1 pseudogene is annotated in these 255 nt (G+C 65.5%); it reads right to left on the bottom strand.

The window, feature by feature from the left end:
• Positions 1 to 86: 86 nt before the first annotated feature.
• Positions 87 to 255 (bottom strand): annotated as a pseudogene (locus RNB18_RS53555) (glycerol acyltransferase); the annotation flags it as partial.

The following is a 255-nucleotide window of genomic DNA, read 5'->3' as shown; positions in this document are numbered from 1 at the left end:
GCATCCACATGGCCGCCCTCGCACCGCTCCGCGGGCTTCGCACGGCTGCGCCGGACTCCGTCCGCCGGCTCCACACCCGGGAAGACTCAGAAGAACACGGACCTCCGCTGCACCAGCAACTTGTACAACGTGTGCTGGATCTGTTCCCTCACCTGGTCGGTCAGATTGAACATCAGCATCGGATCCTCCGCGGCCTCCGGCGGATACCCGTCCGTGAGGATCGGCTCGCCGAACTGGATCGTCCACTTCGTCGGC

The organism is Streptomyces doebereineriae, from assembly GCF_031845645.1.
GTDB classification, from domain to species: Bacteria; Actinomycetota; Actinomycetes; order Streptomycetales; family Streptomycetaceae; genus Streptomyces; species Streptomyces canus.
This window is presented reverse-complemented; position numbering and strand designations above follow the sequence as displayed.